Source organism: Geobacter sp. (assembly GCF_027327745.1).
In the GTDB taxonomy this organism is placed as follows: domain Bacteria; phylum Desulfobacterota; class Desulfuromonadia; order Geobacterales; family Geobacteraceae; genus Geobacter.
In genome coordinates this window covers 1-15,627 of record NZ_DAHVYG010000050.1, presented here as the reverse complement: position 1 = coordinate 15,627, position 15,627 = coordinate 1, and the positions used below count along the sequence as shown (strand labels likewise).

The 15,627-nt window shown below is 58.0% G+C and carries 10 protein-coding genes; all 10 read left to right on the top strand.

From position 1 onward, the window contains the following. Window positions 1-26 precede the first annotated feature (26 nt). Window positions 27-1,895 carry a DUF2723 domain-containing protein gene (locus tag M6689_RS09835; protein WP_298270923.1) on the top strand — a complete coding sequence of 623 codons (1,869 nt, stop codon included), beginning with the start codon at window positions 27-29 and terminating at the stop codon, window positions 1,893-1,895. Next, window positions 1,892-2,752, top strand: coding sequence for a shikimate dehydrogenase (aroE, locus tag M6689_RS09830; protein ID WP_298270921.1), 861 nt, complete (start codon window positions 1,892-1,894; stop codon window positions 2,750-2,752). The genes M6689_RS09835 and aroE overlap by 4 nt, the downstream gene beginning before the upstream one ends. Before the next feature lie 63 nt (window positions 2,753-2,815). Continuing rightward, window positions 2,816-4,522, top strand: a complete 1,707-nt coding sequence (gene pilB, locus M6689_RS09825; protein ID WP_298270919.1) for a type IV-A pilus assembly ATPase PilB — start codon at window positions 2,816-2,818, stop codon at window positions 4,520-4,522. Between the two features lie 14 nt (window positions 4,523-4,536). After that, window positions 4,537-5,634, top strand: a complete 1,098-nt coding sequence (locus M6689_RS09820; protein WP_298270917.1) for a type IV pilus twitching motility protein PilT — start codon at window positions 4,537-4,539, stop codon at window positions 5,632-5,634. Between the two features lie 40 nt (window positions 5,635-5,674). Continuing rightward, window positions 5,675-6,892, top strand: a complete 1,218-nt coding sequence (locus M6689_RS09815) for a type II secretion system F family protein (RefSeq protein WP_298270914.1) — start codon at window positions 5,675-5,677, stop codon at window positions 6,890-6,892. A gap of 1 nt (window position 6,893) precedes the next feature. Continuing rightward, window positions 6,894-8,537, top strand: a complete 1,644-nt coding sequence (locus M6689_RS09810; RefSeq protein WP_298270911.1) for an ATP-binding protein — start codon at window positions 6,894-6,896, stop codon at window positions 8,535-8,537. Window positions 8,538-8,569: 32 nt separating this feature from the next. Further along, window positions 8,570-9,946, top strand: coding sequence for a sigma-54 dependent transcriptional regulator (locus M6689_RS09805; RefSeq protein ID WP_298270908.1), 1,377 nt, complete (start codon window positions 8,570-8,572; stop codon window positions 9,944-9,946). 222 nt (window positions 9,947-10,168) lie between these two features. Beyond that, window positions 10,169-10,381: a type IV pilin protein gene (locus M6689_RS09800; RefSeq protein WP_298270905.1), complete on the top strand. Its 213-nt coding sequence runs from the start codon at window positions 10,169-10,171 to the stop codon at window positions 10,379-10,381. Between the two features lie 29 nt (window positions 10,382-10,410). After that, a complete protein-coding gene (locus tag M6689_RS09795) occupies window positions 10,411-10,731 on the top strand; it encodes a hypothetical protein (protein WP_298270902.1) in 321 nt (106 codons plus the stop codon). Window positions 10,732-10,875: 144 nt separating this feature from the next. After that, on the top strand, window positions 10,876-15,627 hold a 4,752-nt coding region (locus tag M6689_RS09790; protein ID WP_298270899.1), incomplete at its 3' end, for a tetratricopeptide repeat protein.

Below are 15,627 nucleotides of genomic sequence, written 5' to 3'. Positions count from 1 at the left end.
CGTTCCGTTTCTGTGGGGAAGTCAACATGAGAGTCGGTACCATAACCAGGCGGGTCGATCCAGCTGCGGTCCTGTCGTTCACGGTCCCCCTGCTAGTTTTTCTGCTAACCCTCGCGCCATCGGTTACGTTTTTCGACAGCGGCGAGTTCCTGACGGCCATTCATTCCCTCGGCATCGCCCATTCTCCGGGGTATCCGCTCTTTATCGATTACGCCAAGCCCTTTACCTGGCTCCCCTTCGGCAACATTGCGTTTCGCGCCAACATCGCGACTGCCGTTTCGGCCTCCGCTGCATGCTTCGGGGTCTATTTCATCACCCGCTATCTCCTTGATCGTGAGGCAGAGTCTGCCGACCAGCCGCTCCCGTCTCTGTATGCAAGCGGGAGCGCCCTGGCTGCGTCGCTCGCCTTCGCCTTTTCGGCCCGTCTCTGGCTCCAGTCGAATCATGACAAACCGTATCCGCTCGTCTCGTTCATGGCCGCAGTTGTCTTCTATCTCCTGCTCCGCTGGCGTGACCGATTCGACCTGGGCGAGGAGTGCCCTTACTATGTCTATGCCGGTGCGTTCATCTGCGGCCTCGCCACCGGCGCGCACCAGACGATCGTCCTGCTCCTTCCCGCCTACGCGTGGATGATCGTTTCGAAACAGTGGCGTCTCATCGGCCGGGTCAAGGAGATCATCATCGCCGTTGCCTTCGGGGTTTTCGGTTTTGCCATCCAGCTCCATCTCCCCCTCAGGGCGATCCGCCATCCGCTTCTCAACTGGGGTGATCCAAAGACCCTCGACCAGTTCCTTTGGAACCTCCTTCGGAAAGGGTACCCGAGCGAGCCCCCGGTGCGGGACTTGGCGCTTCTCTGGAAGCAGCTGTCCGCCTTCAACCTTCCCCGGGAGTTCACCTGGGCAGGTCTGGCGCTTGTTCTGCTCGGCCTTTTCGTTTCGCTGAAGCATCGCCGCAACGAGGTGATCGCCTATCTGCTCGGCATCGTCTGCTCCCTTCTCGTCATCGTCGGCTACTTCAACTCGCAGCCCGACATGATCTTTCTGACTGAGGAGTTCTTCACCCCCCTCTACCTCTTGGCCGCCGTGTTCCTCGGGCTCGGGTTCCATTGGCTTCTTACGAAGGGGATGTCGGGGATTGCCCGGAACAAGCTGACATCGCTTCCGGTGAAGGCCCTTGCCGCCCTGTTTCTCCTCCTGCTTCCTTCCTCCATCTGTGCGCTCAACTATTACGAGAACGACCAGAGTGAAAACTACGTGGCGTTCGATTACGCCACCAACACCCTCCGTTCGCTCCACCAGGGGAGTGTTCTCTTTACCTGGGGTGACAGCGGCGCATTCCCCCTCTGGTATCTCCAGGGGGTGGAACGGATGCGCGAGGACCTCGATCTGCTCCATACACCGCACCTCGTGTTTTCATGGTACCTCGACGCGTTTCCCCATCTGTTCAGTCACAGTCTTCTCCGTTCGATCCCGGCTGATTCCCAGGCTGCCGACACGACCCTGAAGCTGGCCATTGCGGAGCAGCTCGACTGGCGCCCGGTCTTCATCGACTTCTCAACCCGCTATTCCATTCCGTTTCCCGAGTACGGCCTCAGGCAGCGGGGAATCTGCTATCAGCTCGTCAAAGGGGGGGGATCGTCCCCCATCCCGCCGGACAGCGTGGTGTGGGGGCTGTACAGTGTTCGCGGTTATGAGAGCCAGATGGGATTTCGGGACCTGGACACCGGCAAGGCAATCCTGATTTATGCCAGCAGCCGCATGGAGGCGGGGGAGACGCTCCTGCGCCTTGGCCGGCGCGAGGATGGCGCCGCCGAACTGCGCGAGGCGGCTGCGATTTCGCCGGATCTGGCCCCACAGGTCAATCAGCTGCTTGCGGCATACGGAGTTCGTCCATGATCATCAGCGGAAAAACAAAGATTCTCGGCATTATCGGATGGCCGGTGGACCATTCCCTCTCCCCGCTCATGCAGAATGCGGCGCTGGAAGAGATGGGGCTCGATTATGCCTATGTCCCCTTTGCCGTTCGGGAGGAGGGGCTTGGCGATGCTGTTCGGGGGATGAGGGCGCTGGGGGTAGTGGGGTTTAACGTCACCATACCCCACAAGTCGGCGGTCATTCCGTACCTCGATCGGCTTTCCCACGATGCGGCTCTGATTGGGGCGGTAAATACGGTGAAGCGGGAAGGAGCCGACCTCGTCGGCTACAATACTGACGGTGTCGGTTTTTTGAAATCACTTCGGGAGGACCTCGGGGTGGACCCTGCCGGAGCGAACATTCTCCTGCTTGGTGCCGGGGGCGCCGCACGGTCGGCGCTCGTCGCACTGTGCCAGGCGGACGCGGCCCGGATCGTTATCGCGAACCGGAGCGTTGAGCGGGGGGAGGCACTGGCTGAGGAGTTTCGCCGACATTTTGCCGGCACACAAATTGCTGCTATAGGACTTGGTTTGCCGTCCGTTGCCGATGAGATTCAAAAAATTGACCTTCTCGTCAATACGACGTCCGTCGGGATGAAGGGGACGAGCTTTGAAACCCTCGATCTTTCCCTTCTCAGCCCCCAGTCGTCACTGTACGACATGGTCTACTCCCCTTGGGAAACCCCGCTGATCAAGGATGCCTTGCATCGCGGCCTGCGATGCGCGAACGGGATCGGGATGCTCGTTGCGCAGGGTGAGCGGGCCTTTGAAATCTGGACCGGAAGCGTGCCGCCATCCGGCGTCATGAAGAGACGGATTTTGGCAGCTCTGGGACGCTAACTACTTCTTGACATTGATTTTTTACCACTCTACGATTAATCCGATATTGCCATTGGAGTGTCTATGCAGGCCAGCCGACTGGGAGAACTCCTGGTTCGAAATAATGTTATCACCAAAGAGCAACTCACCAAGTCCCTCGAAGAACAGAAGAGTTCCGGCGGGCAACTCAGGCTCGGTTCCATTCTCATCAAGAACGGCCTGATTTCCGAATCGGACCTGACGACGTTTCTCTCCAAGCAGTACGGTGTTCCTTCTATCAATCTGAGCGAGTTCGAGGCCGACCCTTCCGTCGTCAAGATCATACCTGCCGATGTGGCCCAGAAATACCAGATCGTCCCGGTGAACAGGGCCGGCGCCACCCTGATCATCGCCATGAGCGATCCGTCCAACATTTTCGCCATCGACGACATCAAGTTCATGACCGGTTACAATGTCGAGGTGGTGGTGGCGTCGGAAACGGCAATCAAGGCTGCCATCGACAAGTATTACGACCAGTCGGCATCCCTTGCCGACGTCATGAACGATCTGGAAATGGATGATCTGGAGGTGATCGGCGACGAGGAGGACGTTGATGTCTCCTCCCTCGAACGAGCCACCGAGGATGCGCCGGTCGTCAAGCTCGTCAACCTGATCCTCACCGACGCCATCAAGAAGAAGGCGAGCGATATCTACATCGAGCCCTACGAGCGGACGTTCCGGGTCAGGTACCGGATCGACGGTGTCCTCTATGAGGTGATGAAACCCCCCCTGAAACTCAAAAACGCCATCACTTCCCGGATCAAGATCATGGCCGAGCTCGACATTGCCGAGCGGCGCCTTCCCCAGGACGGCCGGATCAAGATCAAGCTCGGAGGGGGGCAGGATATGGACTATCGCGTCTCCGTCCTGCCGACCCTGTTCGGCGAGAAAGTGGTCCTCCGGCTCTTGGACAAGTCGAACCTTCAGCTCGACATGACCAAGCTCGGCTACGAGTCCGAAGCGCTGCGGCATTTCCAGGAGGCGATCCACAAGCCGTTCGGCATGGTGCTCGTCACCGGCCCCACGGGGAGCGGCAAGACGGTTTCCCTCTATTCGGCGCTGTCCGAGCTCAACAAGGTCACCGAGAACATCTCCACCGCGGAAGACCCGGTGGAATTCAACTTTGCCGGCATCAACCAGGTCCAGATGCACGAGGATATCGGCCTCAATTTCGCGGCGGCGCTGCGCGCCTTCCTCCGTCAGGACCCGGACATCATCATGATCGGAGAGATCCGGGACTTCGAGACCGCCGAGATCGGCATCAAGGCCGCCCTGACCGGCCACATGGTCCTTTCGACGCTCCACACCAACGACGCACCCTCCACCATCAACCGTCTTCTCAACATGGGGATCGAGCCGTTCCTTGTCGCCTCGGCGGTGAACCTGATCACCGCCCAGCGCCTGGCCCGCCGTGTCTGCAGCGAATGCAAGGTGGTGGAGGAGGTCCCGGTGCAGGCACTCATCAATGCCGGGGTCCCGCCGGAAGAGGCTCCGGGATACGTCTGCTACAAGGGGGCGGGGTGTGCCAAGTGCAATAACACGGGGTACAAGGGACGGGTCGGTTTTTATCAGGTGATGCCGATGCTGGAGGAGATTCGGGAACTGATCCTGAACGGCGCAAACACGGCCGAGATCAAACGGGAGTCGATGCGCCTCGGCATCAAGACCATGCGCCAGTCGGGGCTGACCAAACTCAAGGAAGGGGTGACGTCCTTCGAAGAGGTGCTGCGCGTCACCGTGGCTGACGACTAGGAGGTTTACGCTCTATGGCAAACATGCATCAATTGCTGACCGAACTGGTGAACCGGGGGGGGTCGGACCTCCATCTCACCACCAATACCCCGCCCCAGATCCGCGTCGACGGCAAACTTATTCCCCTGGATATGCCCCCCCTCAACGCCGTCGACACCAAGCAGCTCTGTTACAGCATCCTGACCGAGCAGCAAAAGCACAAGTTCGAGGAGGTCAACGAGCTCGACCTCTCCTTCGGCATCAAGGGGCTCTCCCGCTTCCGGGGAAACGTCTTCGTGCAGCGGGGGGCCGTGGCCGGCGTGTTCCGGGTCATCCCGTACAAGATCCTTACCTTCGAAGAACTCGGTCTACCACCGGTTGTCAAGGAACTGGCCGAAAAACCGCGGGGGCTTATTCTGGTTACCGGTCCCACCGGCAGCGGCAAGTCGACAACCCTGGCCGCCATCATCGACAAGATCAATACCGAACGCCACGAGCACATCGTGACGGTTGAGGACCCGATCGAATACCTCCATCCCCACAAGAGCTGCGTCGTCAACCAGCGGGAGGTGGGGGCCGATACCAAGAGCTTCAAGAACGCCCTCAAGTACATCCTCCGCCAGGACCCGGACGTCGTCCTCGTCGGCGAGCTCCGTGACCTGGAGACCATCGAGGCCGCCCTGACGCTGGCCGAGACGGGCCACCTATGCCTCGCCACTCTTCATACCAACTCCTGCGTGCAGACCATCAACCGTATCGTCGATGTCTTCCCGCCGTACCAGCAGCCCCAGGTGCGCGCCCAACTTTCCTTCGTTCTGGAGGGGGTCATCTCCCAGTCGCTGCTCCCCAAGGCCAGCGGCAAGGGGAGGGTGCTGTCGCTGGAGGTCATGGTCCCCAACCCGGCCATCCGCAACCTGATCCGTGAGGACAAGATCCATCAGATCTACTCGCAGATGCAGGTCGGACAGGAGAAGTTCGGCATGCAGACCATGAACCAGTCTCTGTACACGTTGCTGCAGAAACGACTCATCGCCATGGACGTGGCGATGGCACGGTCGTCCGACCCCGACGAGCTCAAGCAGATGCTTGCAAGCGGGACGAGGCCCCAGGGGCCCCGTCCGGCCGTGAGATAGACGCGACAGACGGGCAGACCAGACGCCCAGGAGGAGAGCGATGCCTAAGTACAATTGGGAAGCCAGGAGCCGGACCGGCTCGATGCAGAAAGGGGTCATGGAGGCGGCTAACTTCTCCCTCGTCGAATCCCAGTTGAAACGATACGGGTTCACCAACATCTCGGTCAAGGAGGAGGGAAAGGGGCTCAGCATGGAGCTGAAGCTCCCCGGCTTCGCGAAAAAGGTCGAGACCAAGGATATCGTCGTCTTCACGCGGCAGTTCGCCACGATGATCGATTCCGGTCTTCCCCTCGTCCAGTGCCTGGACATCCTTTCCAGCCAGCAGGAGAACAAGACCTTCAAGGATGTTCTCGTCAAGGTCAAGGAGACCGTGGAGGGGGGGTCGACCTTTGCCGATGCCCTCTCCAAGCACCCGAAGGTGTTTGACGATCTCTACGTCAACCTGGTGGCGGCCGGTGAAATCGGCGGTATCCTCGACACCATCCTGAACCGTCTGGCGGCCTACATCGAAAAGGCGATGAAGCTCAAGAAGCAGATCAAGGGTGCCATGGTCTACCCGACGACCATCATGTCGATCGCGGTGATCGTCGTCGGTGTCATCCTGATTTTCGTCATCCCGACCTTTGCCAAGATGTTTGCCGACTTTGGAGGCGAGTTGCCGGCGCCGACCAAGTTCGTCATCGCGCTCAGCAACTTCATCGTCAAGTACATCATTCTCATCATCGGCCTGATCTTCGCGGTCATCGTGGCGATCAAGAAATACTACGCGACCCCGAAGGGGAGGAAGGTTATCGACGCCCTGGCGCTCAAGGCCCCCATCGCCGGCCCCCTGATCCGCAAGGTCTCCGTCGCCAAGTTCACCCGTACCCTTGGCACCATGATTTCCAGTGGCGTACCGATCATGGACGGTCTCGAGATCGTTGCCAAGACGGCGGGGAACAAGATCGTCGAGGAGGCGATTTTCAAGGTCAGGCAGGCAATCTCCGAAGGGAAGACCATGGCGGAGCCGCTGCAGGAGTGCGGCATCTTTCCGCCGATGGTTGTGCAGATGATCTCCGTCGGCGAGGCGACCGGGGCCATGGACGCCATGCTGACCAAGATTGCCGACTTCTACGACGATGAGGTGGACGAGGCGGTGGGCGCCATGACGGCCATGATGGAGCCGCTGCTCATGGTGTTCCTCGGGACTACGGTCGGTGGTCTCGTTGTTGCCATGTACCTGCCGATCTTCAAGCTTGCCGGTGCCGTCGGCGGATAAGATGATTGCAAGCAGACGCCTTCTCTGGTTTATCTTTGCCAGAGTCGTGGTTATCACCCTTTTCCTCGCTTCCACCATCGTCCTGAAGGTGAAGGGGAGCGGCACGCTTGGTGAAGAAGCCCTTGACGGCATTACGAAACTGATAATTGCCACCTACGGCTTTTCGATCCTGTCACTTCTTTTTATACGGATAGTCAAGCGCTACAGCCAGACCCTGACCTACATCCAGATTGCCTGGGATATCCTGTTCGTCACGGTTCTGATCATCTTCACCGGAGGTATTGGAAGTCCGTTTTCGTTCCTCTACCTGCTCGCCATAACCAACGCGAGCATTCTTATCGCACGCCGCGAGGCTCTTTACACGGCCTCGCTCTGTGCCATCCTCTACGGCGCGATCATCGACCTCCAGTACTACGGCAGGCTGGCCGCCATCGGCTTGAGTCCCGTTGCCGCCCTGCAGTATGGCACGACCTATATTTTCTACACCCTGTTCATCAATTTCCTCGCCTTTTACCTCACCGCCCTGCTCACTGGCTATCTCGCCGAGCGGGCGCGGCGCAGCGAGTCGGAGCTCGAGCAGAAGGTCATAGATTTTGAGGAACTTGAGCGCCTCAACAGTGCCATCGTTTCGAACCTCAACAGTGGCCTGACGACCATAACCAGCGAAGGGAGGATCCGGGTCTTCAACCGCTATGCGGAAGCGATGACCGGGGTAACACAGCAGGATGCCTACGACAGAAGCCTGTTCGACCTCATTCCCGGCTTTCGCCACTACGCTTCGCATATCACCGATGTAAAACGGGGGGAATTCGAGTACAAAGCCAGTGACGGCAGGACGCTGGTCATCGGTTTCAGCAGCGCACCTCTGTTAAGTCCCTCATCGGAAGGGGCCGGAGTGCTGATCAATTTCCAGGACCTCACCAGTATCAAGCGGATGGAGGAGAGCCTGAAACGGGCAGACCGTCTGGTTGCCATCGGCGAGCTGGCCGCGCGCATCGCCCATGAAATACGGAACCCCCTTGCCTCGATCAGCGGCTCGGTTCAGCTCATAGCCGCCGGGAAAGGGGTCCAAAACAAAGACCAGCGCCTCTTTGGCATCGTATTGAGAGAGACGGACCGCTTGAACCATCTCATTGAGGATTTCCTGGCCTACGCCCGTCCGACCCAGCCGGCACCGGCGGCCGTCAATCTTCACTCGATGGTCGACGAGATCAGGTCGCTTCTTAATGCCGATCAGCGTTTTTCACGGATCGAGGTGGACAACCGCGTCGATTCCTTGCTGGAGCTTACTGTCGACCCTCACCTCTTCCGCCAGGTGCTCTGGAACCTTCTGGTGAACGCGGCCGATGCCATGCCCGAGGGGGGCACGGTTTCGGTTTACGGCCGGTGTGAGGATGAGCTGCGGGCTGGTGGCGAGCGGCGGCAGACATACCGGATCACGGTGGCGGATACGGGATGCGGCATGAGTGCCGACCTGGCCTCCCATGCCTTCGAACCCTTTTATACGACCAAGCCCGGTGGCACCGGTCTCGGTCTTGCCACCGTCTATCGCATTGTCGAGGCCCATGGTGGGAGAATAGCCGTCAAGAGCAGGGAAGGGGAAGGAACGGAATTTACCATCTACCTTCCAGCCCGTTGCCAATGACGTATGATCGCGAATCATCCGGGAGAGCTATTGTGGGAATAAGGATACTGGTAGTCGACGATGAACTGAGCATGCGCGAATTTCTCGCCATCCTCCTCGAGCGGGAAGGATACGCGGTGGATCAGGCGGAAAGTGCCGAGGCGGCCCTGGCCTTACTCAACGCCGGCTCCTACGACCTGGTGATCTCCGACGTCAAGATGCCGGGGCTCGATGGCATCACTCTGCTCGAAAGAATAAAGGAGGGCACCCCCGAGACCGCGGTGCTCATGATGACCGCGTTTTCGACTGCCGAACAGGCGGTCGAGGCAATGAAGCTAGGTGCCTACGATTACATTGCCAAGCCGTTCAAGGTCGAAGAAATCAAGATCCTGGTCCGCAATGCCCTGGAGAAGCGCGATCTCAAGCGTGAAAACCAGCGGCTGCGCCAGGAGGTGCAAGAGCGGTTCAGCTTCAGCGGTCTCATCGGCAAGAGCAAGAAGATGCGCGACCTCTACGGGCTCATTGAAAAGGTCGCCCCCAGCATGGCCAACATCCTGATCCTCGGGGAAAGCGGCACCGGCAAGGAACTCGTCGCCCGGGCCATTCACTACAACAGCCCGCGGAAGAACAAACCGTTTGTGGCAGTGAACTGCGGAGCGATCCCCGAGACGCTCATGGAGAGCGAGCTCTTCGGCCACAAGAAGGGCTCCTTCACCGGGGCCATCGGTGACCGGGCCGGTCTCTTCGAGCAGGCGGAAGGGGGGACCCTCTTCCTTGACGAAATCGGCGAGGTGCCGCTGCAGCTACAGGCTAAGCTGTTGCGCGTCCTGCAGGAAAAGGAATTCCGGCGGATAGGGGGGATCGCCGACCAGAAGGCCGACGTGCGTATCGTTGCCGCCTCGAACCGAAACCTCGAAGAGCAGGTCCGGGAAAACTCTTTCCGGGAAGACCTCTTTTACCGCCTCAACGTCGTTCAGCTCCAGATGCCGCCGCTCAGGGAGCGGAGCGACGATATTCCCCTCCTGGTGAACCACTTCTTCAGAAAATATCTCCCCACCCCCCATGACGGTGAGTTTGTCACCCCGGCCGCCCTGAAGCTGCTGATGTCCTATGCCTTCCCGGGAAACGTCCGCGAACTGGAAAACCTCGTGGAACGGTGCGCGGTTCTCGGCAATCACGAGATTGACGTGGCGTGTCTTCCTTCCCAAGTCAGGGGGACTCAGCTGCAATCGGGAGCGTCCTGCGACGAGTTTGTGATCCCCCCCGAGGGGATGGATCTTGAGGGGTATCTGGATGGAATCGAGAAGAAGATACTCCTGCAGGCCCTTGACCGCAGCGGCGGGGTGAAGAAGAAGGCTGCGGAACTGCTTGGGCTGACCTTCAGGTCGTTCCGCTACCGGCTGGCAAAGTTCGGGATGGATGAGGAGTAGGTGGTGACAAATTATGTCACGTGCAGTGACGAAATGAGGGATGGTGGCGGCCGAGTTTCCGGATAACAGCAGCTATAATGCAGTAACAAGTTGAAATTGTTTGGCGAAAAATTTTGGTCCGTCTTTTGCTTATAGAAAGACAACGTTTAAGGATTAAACGGATACTTGGCCAACTATCCAAATTCACCCGCAGTTGAAGCAGTACAAAGAAAGGAGAATCATATGTTACAGAAACTGAGAAGCAAGAAAGGTTTCACCCTCATCGAACTGCTGATCGTCGTGGCGATCATCGGGATTCTGGCGGCGATTGCGATTCCGCAGTTCGCGGCCTATCGGACCAAAGGGTATAATGCGGCAGCAACAAGCGACTTGCGGAACTTCAAGACCCAAATGGAGTCTTCGTACGCTGATAATCAAAAATATCAAAACTACTAATCATTAGACATTGTGAAAGGAGAACGCTAATGAGTAAGCAGAATTTAATCAAGATTTGTTTCGTCGTCGCAACTCTTATGGCTGCCGGGACAGCCTACGCTTCGTCAGGTATTACATCGTCGGTTACTCTGGGGGGTGGTGCCTTTGCACCCTCGCAAAACGTAACAATAAACGTGGCTGCTACAGACAGTTCCTATGCTGCCTACTCAGGCCACTTGCAAGGCGACAAAGTTTTCTTCAGCAATAATGTTGATCCGAAACTTTACTATGGCACAAAGACCAAAGGTACTGCCATAACTAATACGGTTGCAGCTACGGATACAGCACCAAGCGGTTGGAGTTCCATGTAAAACAGTCTGTTCATAGTCTGAGGAAAAGGGTTGATTTAATCAGCCCTTTTTTTTATTACCAAATTTGTTTAGATAGTTGTGCCTGAAGCTAATGGAGTTTCTTGCCATCGATATGACTATGACCACGAACAGCAACTCTTCAATATGACCACTATAGACGATACCCTACTGACAGCCAGTTTTGACCATGCCGTCGCCCAGTTCCGAACCGGTAATCTTACCGAGGCCGAACGCTGCTACTGCGAGATTCTTGTCGCGCATCCCGGCCACCCCCGGGCACTCCAGGGGCTGGGTATCGTACGGTTTCAGTCTGGCGCTGCTAACGAGGGAGTACAACTTCTTAAGGAGGCGGTGACCAATGCGCCGGAGTATGCCGACGGTTGGACAAATCTGGGGCAGATGCTGAAGATTCAGGGACGTTTCGGCGAGGCGCGTGACGCCTACGAAAGGGCTGCGGCATTGGCGCCGGACGTTTGTGCAATCAGGTATAATCTTGGGTGGTTGCTCCTGAAAGAGGGGAAGCACGTTGCGGCTATCATGGAGCTCACCAAGGCACTCGAATTGCGTAGCGACTATGCCGATGCCGCATTCTTGCTGGGGGTGACGCTCGGGAGTGCCGGTGACCATGGGGGGGCCGTTGATGCATTTGCCTTGGCGGTAAAGAGCAGGCCTGATCACGCCGAAGCGTGGTGTAATCTCGGTTTTCAACAAGCGGAGACAGGCCAGCTGCACGAGGCGCAGCAGTCACTTCTTAGAGCGTTGCGCATCAACCCCACGCTCGCGGAGAGCTGGAACAATCTCGGCAACGTTTTGGTATTCCAAGGGAGGATTCGTAGCGCATTATATGTCTTTCGCAAGGCTTTCATGGCTTCGAAAGCCTTCGGCATCGCCATGTCCAATCGGCTGCTTGCCATGCAGTATCTGCCAAGTGTTACGGGCAAGGATCTACTGGACGAGAGCAGGTCTCTTGCTGCCATGCTCCCTGCTGTCGAACCATCCGGAACGGATGGCTGGCGGGTTACGCCTCACCCGGAACGCCGTCTGAAGATAGGCATTGTCTCTGGTGATCTGCACTCCCATCCGGTGGCCTTTTTTCTACTGCCATTTCTTGAGGCTCACGATCGGAGTCAGTACGAGATAACCTGCTACGCCGACGTTGCAGTATCCGATAGAGTAACAGCCTTGATACGCTCCTACGCCGACCGCTGGGTGGAGTCTGAGAGGCTTGCCAACGGCGAACTTGCGCAGCGTATCCGTGCCGAACAGATCGACATTCTCATTGATCTCGCCGGACATACCGGAGGAAGCCGGCTGCCGCTTTTCAAAGCAAAACCGGCTCCGATTCAGGTGACGTGGCTCGGGTATCCCGGGACGACAGGCTTGGAGGAAATCGACTATCGGTTGGCCGATGCGATCTCCGATCCTCCGGGCGACAGCGACAGGCACCATGCCGAGCGGCTGTATCGCCTGACCGATGGCTTCCTCTGCTATGCATCCCCGGACAACGCCCCAGATCCGGGGTACTCACCAATATCTGACAACGGCTTGGTCACCTTCGGTTGTTTTAATAATTACCCCAAGATCAATGACGATCTGCTTCGTCTCTGGGGCCAAATCCTGAACCGCGTTCCTGGTGCCCGTTTGTATCTGAAAAACCGGTCCCTGGGCGACTCAGCTGTCAAGGAGGGCCTCATCAAGCGGTTTGCACGGATAGACGGGGAGCCAGAGCGTCTCATTCTTGCCGGGCAGACTCCAACGTTTACCGAGCATCTTGCTCAGTACCGTATGGTCGATATCGCCTTAGACACCTTTCCCTATAACGGGACGACCACCACCTGTGAAGCGCTTTGGATGGGGGTGCCTGTAGTGACTTTGGCTGGCAACCGTCATGCGTCGCGAGTCGGAGCGAGTATCCTGTCCCGTGTGGGGCTTAAGCATTGGATCGCCGTTACCCCTGAACAGTATGTAGAGTCTGCGGTAAAGCTCGCTACTGATCAGGAAGGGCTGGAGAGCCTCCGGACAACCTTGCGGAGCCGGATGGCCGATTCGCCCCTGTGCAATGGAACTGCTTTCGCCCGGGAACTGGAGACGGCCCTCAGAACCATGTGGCGTCAGTGGTGCGAGAAACAGGGAAAGGTAGCCCGCGGCGCCGTCTCCTCGCACCTTGAAAGCCACCGTACCGGTCTGGATTCGCTCAACAGCGGGGATTACCCCGATGCCGAGGCCCGCTTCCGTGTCGCCTTGTCGCTGGATAGTCAGTTTGCCCCGGCCTGGAACGATCTGGGAATCGCCGTGTCCCGGCAAGGGCGCCGAGAAGAAGCGCTCGAGCATTTCCGTATGGCAGTTGCCTTGGACCCCGATTTTGCCAAGGCATGGAGTAACTTAGGGAATGTGCTCCTTGAGTGCAACTGTTTCAAGGAGGCGATTGAGGTCTGTGAAACCGCGCTGCGCATTGATCCGCACATGCTCGAGGCACGACAGAACCTTGGGATCGCGTTCATTTCGATGGGACGCCACAAGGACGCGCTAGCCTGTCTTTTCAAGGCGACCAAACTCGCTCCGAACGTATCTGCCGCTTGGGCGCTTGCAGGAGACGCCTGTCGGGAAGCGGGGCGACTGTCTCAGGCTGCTTCTTGCTATCGACGTGCATGGACCCTTGACCCCCTTGACTCAAATAATGCAGGGCTTCTGGCACGTCTGTGCGATGTACTGCTCGGAATCGGTGACCATTTTGGAGCGGCGCGACAGATGGCAAAGGCCTTGGCTACTGAGTCCGGAGATGCGGGCGTTCGATCTTCGCTCTTGATGGCCAGTAATTACCTTCCCGAAACTACCCAGGAGTTTCTCGCCGACGAGGCCAGGAAATGGGGGGAGCTCTTCGGCGCCGGTCTTCCTTGGTTATCGCCGCTGGAAGCCAAGCGGGGAGAACGGCTCAGGATCGGGTATGTTTCCGCTGACCTGCACCGTCACCCGGTTGGGACCCTGCTCAGGCCGGCGCTGTTGTTTCGCAACCGCGACTCCTTTGAAGTCTACTGCTATTCCAATTCGCACCGGGAAGACGAACTTACCGCGGAACTTAAGGGGGTGGTGGACGGTTGGAGGGTAATCGCTGGGATGAGCGACCAGAATGCGGCTGAACTGATCCGCCGGGACGGTATCGATATTCTGGTCGATCTCTCCGGTCACACAGCGGGTAATCGGCTTACTCTCTTCGCTCGCAGACCCGCACCAGTGCAGGTTTCGTGGCTCGGATACTGTCACACGACCGGCATGTCAACCGTGGATTACCTGCTCTCCGATTCCGACACGACGCTGCCTGGCGAGGAGCATCTGTACACGGAACAGGTGATCCGGCTACCCAACAGCCGGTTTTGTTACATGGCGCCCAGTTTCGTTCCTGACGTCGATCCGCTGCCGGCGTTGGAGAACGGGTTTATCACCTTCGGCAGTTTCAACAACCTTTCTAAGGTCAACGAGCAGGTCGTGGCCCTGTGGGGAGAGGTACTGAGGGCAGTACCCGATTCTCGCCTCATTTTGAAGTGGAAGTCGCTTGAAAGTGGGGTGGTGCGGCAACGGTTCAGAAAGATGTTCCTGCGTCAAGGGGTAGATCCCCGCCGCATTGAATTCCGCGGTGGTTCGCCCCATTTTCTGATGCTGACGGAGTACGGGGATGTTGATATCGCGCTTGATCCGTTCCCTTTCACCGGCGGTCTGACCACCTGCGAGGCCCTCTGGATGGGGGTCCCGGTTGTGACCCTGCGTGGTTCGACTCCCATCAGCCGTCAGACTGCTTCGATTCTGAAGCAGGTCGGGCTTACCGACTGGATTGCTGATTCTCCGGACGAGTTAGTCGCTGCCGTCACGAAGCATGCCTCATCCCCGGCTGACTTGGCCCGATTAAGGCTTGGATTGAGGGAACGGATGGCAGCTTCTCCGTTTTGCGATGGTCCTCGATTCTCAGCCGATCTCGAAGCCATCTTTCGGCAGATTTGGAAACAGACGACTATGCGAGAACACTCCCCGGGGGAGATTGACAGTTTGCTGACTGCTGTCGCCGAGGGCGCCCAAGATTTGTATGCTAAAGCGCGTTACGGTCAGGCCGAGGATGTCTATCGGGATATCCTTCGGTGGGCATCGGAGCATCCGCAGGCTCTGCACGGACTGGGAATGACGTTCTTCAAGAGGGGCAATTCCAGGGAAGGGATTCCCTTCCTCGAAAAGGCGATTGACTTTAAGCCTGATTACGAGGAGGCATACTTCAATCTGGCCGGGATGCTCAAGAGTCTCGACCGCCTCGATGAAGCGGAGCAGCGGTTCAGGCAGGCGCTGGCGCTAAATCCCAAGAACGCCGCGGCCTTGTCTAACCTGGCAGGTGTGCTTTGGACCCAGGGGCGGGCGGCTGCGGCTGTGGAGCTCTTCCGGCAGGCGCTTGCGCGGCGCCCCGGTTTTGGCCCAGCGGTTACCGGCTTGTTATTGTCATTCAATTATGTGTCTGGCACTACTTCCGAAGAGGTCTTAACCGAACATCGGGCTTGGGGGACGACATTCGAACGGGACATCAAGCCCTGTCGCCGCTGGCTGACACTGCCTGACCCTGAAAAGCGTCTCAGAATAGGATATGTTTCTTCAGATCTTGGACATCACCCGGTCGGCTACTTCATGGTGAATCCGATCACCCACCGGCACCGTGACCGGATCGAAGTCTTTTGCTATTCTAACCGCAACGGAGATGACGACCTAACCCGCTATTTCCGCGAGCACTCCGACTGTTGGCGCCAAATTCACGGGCTTTCCGACGATGAAGTTGCAAAGCTTGTCCGCCAGGATCGGATCGATATTCTCGTTGATCTTTCCGGCCACACCGGTGGTAGCCGCATGGGCCTGTTTGCCCGCCAG

Bases quoted from the DNA above. Each gene is read 5' to 3' on its own strand.
- M6689_RS09835 (WP_298270923.1), top strand. From the start codon at position 27: ATGAGAGTCGGTACCATAACCAGGCGGGTCGATCCAGCTGCGGTCCTG.
- aroE (WP_298270921.1), top strand. From the start codon at position 1,892: ATGATCATCAGCGGAAAAACAAAGATTCTCGGCATTATCGGATGGCCG.
- pilB (WP_298270919.1), top strand. From the start codon at position 2,816: ATGCAGGCCAGCCGACTGGGAGAACTCCTGGTTCGAAATAATGTTATC.
- M6689_RS09820 (WP_298270917.1), top strand. From the start codon at position 4,537: ATGGCAAACATGCATCAATTGCTGACCGAACTGGTGAACCGGGGGGGG.
- M6689_RS09815 (WP_298270914.1), top strand. From the start codon at position 5,675: ATGCCTAAGTACAATTGGGAAGCCAGGAGCCGGACCGGCTCGATGCAG.
- M6689_RS09810 (WP_298270911.1), top strand. From the start codon at position 6,894: ATGATTGCAAGCAGACGCCTTCTCTGGTTTATCTTTGCCAGAGTCGTG.
- M6689_RS09800 (WP_298270905.1), top strand. From the start codon at position 10,169: ATGTTACAGAAACTGAGAAGCAAGAAAGGTTTCACCCTCATCGAACTG.
- M6689_RS09795 (WP_298270902.1), top strand. From the start codon at position 10,411: ATGAGTAAGCAGAATTTAATCAAGATTTGTTTCGTCGTCGCAACTCTT.